The sequence below is a fragment of the Paraglaciecola chathamensis S18K6 genome, assembly GCA_000314955.1.
GTDB classification, from domain to species: Bacteria; Pseudomonadota; Gammaproteobacteria; order Enterobacterales; family Alteromonadaceae; genus Paraglaciecola; species Paraglaciecola chathamensis.
On record BAEM01000030.1, the window covers coordinates 1 to 6122 of the forward strand.

Annotated in this window: 6 protein-coding genes; 4 read left to right on the forward strand and 2 right to left on the reverse strand. The window is 45.3% G+C overall.

All coding sequences use genetic code 11. The features are described from left to right. Nucleotides 1-26 precede the first annotated feature (26 nt). Together mutH and GCHA_RS09330 are read right to left on the reverse strand one after the other, a co-directional pair. A complete protein-coding gene (mutH, locus tag GCHA_RS09325; protein WP_007987449.1) occupies nt 27-728 on the reverse strand; it encodes a DNA mismatch repair endonuclease MutH in 702 nt (233 codons plus the stop codon). After that, nucleotides 718-1359 carry a lysoplasmalogenase gene (locus tag GCHA_RS09330; RefSeq protein WP_039992305.1) on the reverse strand — a complete coding sequence of 214 codons (642 nt, stop codon included), beginning with the start codon at nt 1357-1359 and terminating at the stop codon, nt 718-720. Before GCHA_RS09330 ends, mutH begins: the two co-directional genes overlap by 11 nt. 59 nt (nt 1360-1418) lie before the next feature. Here GCHA_RS09330 and rppH point away from each other — a divergent pair, with 59 nt between their 5' ends. Genes rppH through lgt form a run of 4 tightly spaced genes read left to right on the forward strand, consistent with a single transcriptional unit; the run spans nt 1419 to nt 5906 of the window. Next, the gene (gene rppH / locus GCHA_RS09335) at nt 1419-1943 is read left to right on the forward strand and encodes an RNA pyrophosphohydrolase (protein ID WP_007987457.1); all 525 of its coding nucleotides are present in this window, start codon (nt 1419-1421) and stop codon (nt 1941-1943) included. 9 nt (nt 1944-1952) lie between these two features. Then, nucleotides 1953-4241, forward strand: coding sequence for a phosphoenolpyruvate--protein phosphotransferase (ptsP, locus tag GCHA_RS09340; protein WP_007987459.1), 2289 nt, complete (start codon nt 1953-1955; stop codon nt 4239-4241). Between the two features lie 15 nt (nt 4242-4256). Next, nucleotides 4257-5057: a sulfite exporter TauE/SafE family protein gene (locus GCHA_RS09345; RefSeq protein WP_007987460.1), complete on the forward strand. Its 801-nt coding sequence runs from the start codon at nt 4257-4259 to the stop codon at nt 5055-5057. 9 nt (nt 5058-5066) lie between these two features. After that, on the forward strand, nt 5067-5906 hold the full coding sequence (gene lgt / locus GCHA_RS09350; protein ID WP_007987462.1) for a prolipoprotein diacylglyceryl transferase: 840 nt from the start codon (nt 5067-5069) through the stop codon (nt 5904-5906). Nucleotides 5907-6122 lie beyond the last annotated feature (216 nt).

Consider the following 6122-nt stretch of genomic DNA (forward strand, 5'->3'; position numbering starts at 1 on the left):
ATTAATGCGGATTGGTATAAATGGTTTTATGAGAAGTAGTCACGCAAAATTTTGCGCGTAAACTCTTTGCGTAAATAAAAGCCTCGAGGGCGGGTTTGAATAATTTGGCCGTTTTTACCTATGGCATCAGTCAGAGCACTGCCATTGGCAGCTTTTGGACGAAGCTGCATAAACTCACCGTGGCGAGCAGTGACTTTTTCGATGTCGCCCATAGCGATCATGTCCATTATTTCCTCCCAATCTTGACGCAAGTAAGCTTCTTGCTCGCCTTGCAAAGACCATAAAAACGGTGTGCCAATGCAACGTTCAGCAGGCGGAATGTCGCGCCTTCCGTCAATAGGTACCCACAACACTTTGTTCAATTTGTTGCGCACACTGCTAGTGGCCCACTGAATACCGGCTATGTCAGTTAAGTGAGCGTAACAAACATAGGTGGTTTCAAGAGGATTACCGTTTGTATCAATAGGAATGGTTTTAAGTTCAACGCCGATATTGGCAAAATCTTGCTGCGCTTTTGACCCTGCTTGCGCGCCTAAGGCTAATTCCAGTAATTGTCCGCTCCAGCCTTTTTCACGTTTAAAGTCGTCTGGCACACGTATATTTTCGATTTGTGCTAGCTCGCCAAGTGTTAACCCAGCCAATAGCGAAGCACGCTCTAGCAACTCGTCGACGCTATTAGGAGCAGGCTTGTGCGTGGTATTTTTTGTGTTTGATGAATTAGTTACCATGGTTTTCCTTTGCAAGCGCCATGCAGCCTGTGACGATAAAATATTGCGCGGCATAATAGCTGCTCATCACAAGAATGCTTTGAAATGGCAAGGGGGTAATAAAGGCATTAATGGCTAAAAGACTGTCAGACGTCACAAACAAAATAGCGCCAACCCTGAGGGTATATATTTGTGTTCTGGCTACAAATGCACTGAAAAACATTAAACTGATAACCACAAAATAGGCCAACACAGGAGCCAGTAGTGCCCCCACTGCGGGCACCAACAAAAACAGCATGCTGACGACATAAGCCGCAAACAAGCCAATGGTTAGTGACGTTAAGCGCGTCACGTCGTGCCAGTGATATAAAAAACAGGCGTAAAGCACGTGAGCTAAAGCAAATGCACTAAGGCCAAGTATGAAACTGTTCTCGATAGGTAAAGCTAAAAGCATGTCTCCGCAGGCGCTGCATAAAATGGCACCCAATAGCATCCATTTAGCGGGCAACGCACTGCGTGTAAAGACAATTACAGCCAGCAGTAAAATGGGCGACGCCTTTAGTAAAAAGCCCCACGAATAAGGCGTATACAGGGTTGTTACTACGTAACCCAAGGCAAGTAGCCCGTAAATTATTGTGATTATTCTATGCATAGTCAGTAGTTTATGGAAGAATGCCAATCAATAAAAGAATTGAATTCTCGGGAGTCTAAGTGATTGATGCCGAAGGATTCCGCGCCAACGTTGGCATAGTGATTTGTAATAGCTTAGGTCAGGTCTTTTGGGCCCGCCGCTATGGTCAACATTCTTGGCAGTTTCCGCAAGGCGGAATCGATGAAGGTGAAACTGCTGAACAAACCATGTACCGCGAACTTTATGAGGAAGTGGGTCTAAAACCAGAACATGTAAAAATTTTAGCGGTAACCAAAAATTGGTTGCGATACAAACTACCAAAACGCTTGATCCGTCAGGGGAGTGCTCCTGTTTGTATCGGGCAAAAACAGAAGTGGTTTTTGTTACAACTGACCTGTAAAGAGCATGACGTAGATCTGCTTCAATCGGGGCATCCTGAGTTTGACGACTGGCGCTGGGTTAGTTTTTGGTACCCGGTGCGCAATGTAGTGTCATTCAAACGAGAAGTGTATCGCAGAGCAATGAAAGAATTTGCTCCTACTGCAATGGCGTTAAGTGCAAAGCCTGCTCAAGGTCAGAAAAACAAACGTAGACGCAAGAATTAGAGGGTTAAAATGCTAACCAAGCTAAAACGCATCGTTAAAGAGGTCAATCAAACTCCCATCTTAGATGATGCGCTTAGCGGTGTGGCAAAGAGTCTTAAAGAAGCCCTTAAAGTCGACTCTGTCAGTATTTATTTAGCAAACTACGAAAAACAACATTTTACCCTGCGCGCAACGGACGGCTTAGCGAAAACCGCAGTTGGCCATGTATCGATTGGTTTCTCAGAAGGACTGATTGGATTAATAGGCCAGCGCGAAGAGCCAATTAATATCAGTAACGCGCAAACCCATCCCAGATTCAAACACTATCCTGAAGTACAAGAAGAACAATATCACGCCTTTTTAGGTGCCCCGATTATTCATCAGCGAAAAGTATTGGGTGTACTGACACTACAACAGCAGCGTAAGCGTCTTTTTAGCCAAGATGAAGAAGCATTTTTAGTCACACTCGCTATGCAGCTAGCGGTTGAGATTGTGAATGCTGAAGCCCGTGGCCGATTTAGTTTAAGTGACGATCACTCAGAGCAAAACGAGATAAAAAGCGTAAAAGGGGTTCCGGGGTCTTCAGGGCTAGCCGCTGGGGTTGGGGTGGTGCAAAACCTCTTGGTTAATTTACGTAATCACGTGCCAAAGCGTAGCAGTGATCGAGAAACGCAAATACAGAACTACCGCTCGGCAGTTATGCAAACCCGAGAACAAGTTGAGGTGTTATCCCAGCGAATTCAAGGCGAAGTACCTGAAGATGTTCAAGCTATCTTTACCTTGTATCAGCATTTGTTGGATGCCAACAGTTTAGGTCGCGAAGTCGAGCAGAAAATATCTCTGGGTTGGGATGCGGCCACCTCTTTGAAGATGGTGGTGGAAGCATACATTACCCAGTTTCAAGGGATGAGCGATGCTTACATGCGTGAAAGAGCGGTAGATGTTGAAGACCTCTCGAATCGTATTTTAGCGAACTTACTTAACCTTGATACTTCTAGGATGACCCGAGAAGAGCTACCCGAAAAGTGTATTTTGGTCGCTGAAGAGCTGACGGCGACCATGCTTGCTGAGTTCCCCAAAGGTAAGTTGTGTGGCTTGATTTCGATTCGTGGCTCGAGTAACTCCCACGCCGCTATTATGGCCAGAGCCCTTGGTGTGCCAGCCGTTATGGGGTTGTCCGGTGTGCCACTATCCTTACTCGATAACAAAGAAATATTACTCGATGGCTACACGGGCGGTATTATTGTTTCGCCCAATCAAACGATTGAGCGCGAGTTTCATCAACTTATTCATGAAGAAACGTTATTAAGTGAAAAAATTCTTGCTCAAGATGATCTGCCTGCGTTAACTAAGGATCATTGCGAGCTGAATTTATTCGTTAATGCGGGATTATCTGCAGATATCGAGAATACCTATTCAAGCTATGCCGATGGTGTAGGGCTATTTCGAACAGAAATTCCCTTTATGATGCGCCAACGTTTCCCCACAGAAAAAGAGCAAGTTGCGCTATATCGAGCAATGTTAAGTGCAGAGCCGGACAAACCGTTTACTATGCGCACGCTCGATGTGGGTGGAGATAAGCCTTTGCCTTATTTCCCTATGACAGAAGAAAACCCTTTCTTAGGATGGCGGGGTATCCGCTTGACATTGGATCACCCTGAGGTGTTTTTGGTGCAAATTCGCGCCATGTTACGGGCCAGTATTGGCCTTAAAAACTTACAGATCATGTTGCCTATGATCACGTCGGTTAGCGAAGTGATTGAAGCTAAACGCTTAATCAGCCAAGCATTTTTTGAGGTGCAAGAAGAAGCAAAAGCGAATGACGGAAAGCTTCACCAGCCGAAAGTGGGGGTGATGCTAGAGGTGCCAGCTGTGATTTACCAGCTGCCCCAGTTAGCAAAAATTGTTGATTTCTTCTCTGTAGGAAGTAATGACTTAACCCAGTATTTATTAGCGGTCGACAGGAATAATGCTCGTGTCTCTGACTTGTATGATAGTTATCACCCAGCAGTATTGGCCGCCCTTTACAATATCGCAGAGCAAGCGAACGCGCTCAATGTGCCAATTACTCTTTGTGGTGAGTTAGCTGGCGAGCCAGGCGGTACCATTCTATTGATGGCCATGGGCTATCGTAAACTAAGTATGAACAGTCATAGTTTGTTGAAAATCAAATGGGTTGTTCGCAGTGCTACGTTGACTGATGCCAAAGCATTGCTTGAGGAAGTATTAGTAATGAACGACCCTAAAAATGTGCGAGAGCGGGTTAATTTATACCTTGAATCAATCGGTCTTGGCGGATTGATCCGCGCAGGTATCTAGCAGGGAGAAAATACAGTGGACCCTGCGTTATTAATACTTTTAGTCTGTTCCATTCTTGGAGCTGTCGTTGGGCTATTGGCTGGTATGTTAGGCATTGGCGGTGGCTTAATTATCGTGCCTTCTTTACTTTATCTGCTGACTCATTACCTAGAGCTGCCGCTAACCGTCGCTATGCCAATGGCAATTGCTACATCGCTATCAACCATAGTGCTCACTGCAATATCTTCGTCACGCGCCCATTATAAATTAGGCAACTTGCGAACGTTTTATTTGTTGTGGACTGGGATCGGCATTTCGATTGGTGCGATAATTGGGCCGCAGTTTGCCACACTTATCTCTGCACAGTCCTTAAAGACCTTGTTCGCCGTTTTAGTCATGTTGATCGCGGCGCAAATGGTATTTTTGGGTAACAAAAATGCTAAGCGAGACGTTACTCAATCCTTGCTATTGGTTATCGGTGTCATAACTGGTTGCATTTCCTCGATAATGGGAATTGGAGGAGGTGCTATCATGGTGCCCGCATTGTTGTGGTGTCGGGTTGATATGCGTGCGGCTATCGGTTGTGCTGCTTTTAGTGGTTTGGTGATTGCCTTGTTTGGTTCTGCCAGCTTTATTGTTGCAGGTTGGAATAATACACACCTGCCCGAGTGGGCGTTAGGGTATATTTATTTGCCGGCAACGTTAGGCATTGTTATGACATCTGTGTTCACCGCGAGTATAGGCGCGAAGCTAAGCCGCACCTTGAACACACAACTTTTAAAGAAGATTTTTGCAGGCTTTTTAGTCATTGTCAGTCTACGAATGTTACTAGGATAAAAATTCAACATGGTCAGTAGTTATTTTACATTTCCACAAATAGACCCAATCATTTTCAGTATTGGGCCGCTAAGCTTACGTTGGTACGGCTTGATGTATTTAGTGGGATTCGCTGCAGCGTTTTGGCTTGCTGGTGTGCGTTTATCGCGTACCAATTGGACAAAAGAACAATTAAGCGACTTGTTATTCTGGGGCTTTTTAGGTGTTATTTTAGGGGGAAGGGTAGGCTACGTACTGTTTTATCAGTTTGAACTGTTTCTGGACGACCCCTTGTATTTATTTAAGATTTGGACCGGGGGCATGTCTTTTCATGGTGGCTTGCTTGGTGTTATCGCCGCACTTTGGTGGTTTTCGCGTAAGGCCAAATGTACCTTTTTACAAGTTGGTGACTTTATCGCGCCACTGGTGCCAATCGGTTTAGGCGCTGGGCGTATTGGTAACTTCATTAACGCTGAGCTGTGGGGACGCACGACGGATGTTTCTTGGGGAGTGATTTTCCCAGGGGCTGGGCCATTACCGCGTCACCCATCACAATTATATGAGTTCGCTCTTGAGGGCGTCGTCTTATTCTTAATTTTGTGGCTGTACTCACGCAAACCTCGCCCTATCGGGGCGGTCAGTGGTTTGTTCTTACTTGGCTATGGTAGTTTCCGCTTCTTTGTGGAATTTTTCCGCGAGCCAGATCAGCATATTGGTTTATACGAAGGCGCGTTTTCATTAGGTATATCTCAAGGGCAAATACTATCAACACCAATGATTATTGGGGGAATTGCACTGATGGTTTGGGCCTTAAAGCGCAACAAATTAGCTGAGACAGGCTCAAGTGCACCGAAAGGTGCGAAAGCCTAATCCCACATTTGACTGGCTCACAACCTGTGAGTCAGTCCTTCTAAGCTGTGTGCGCTACGCGTTAAACCTATACTTATACCATTCCACGTTAATAAGTGATCACTCAGCGAGAGTTTAAAAGGGCTTAAACAAGGCGCATGACTGAATGTATAGTTGTTCTCTTTCGAAGTCATGCAAAGCAGTGTAAGCTCTTTTAAAACTCGCCTGCAAGGAATG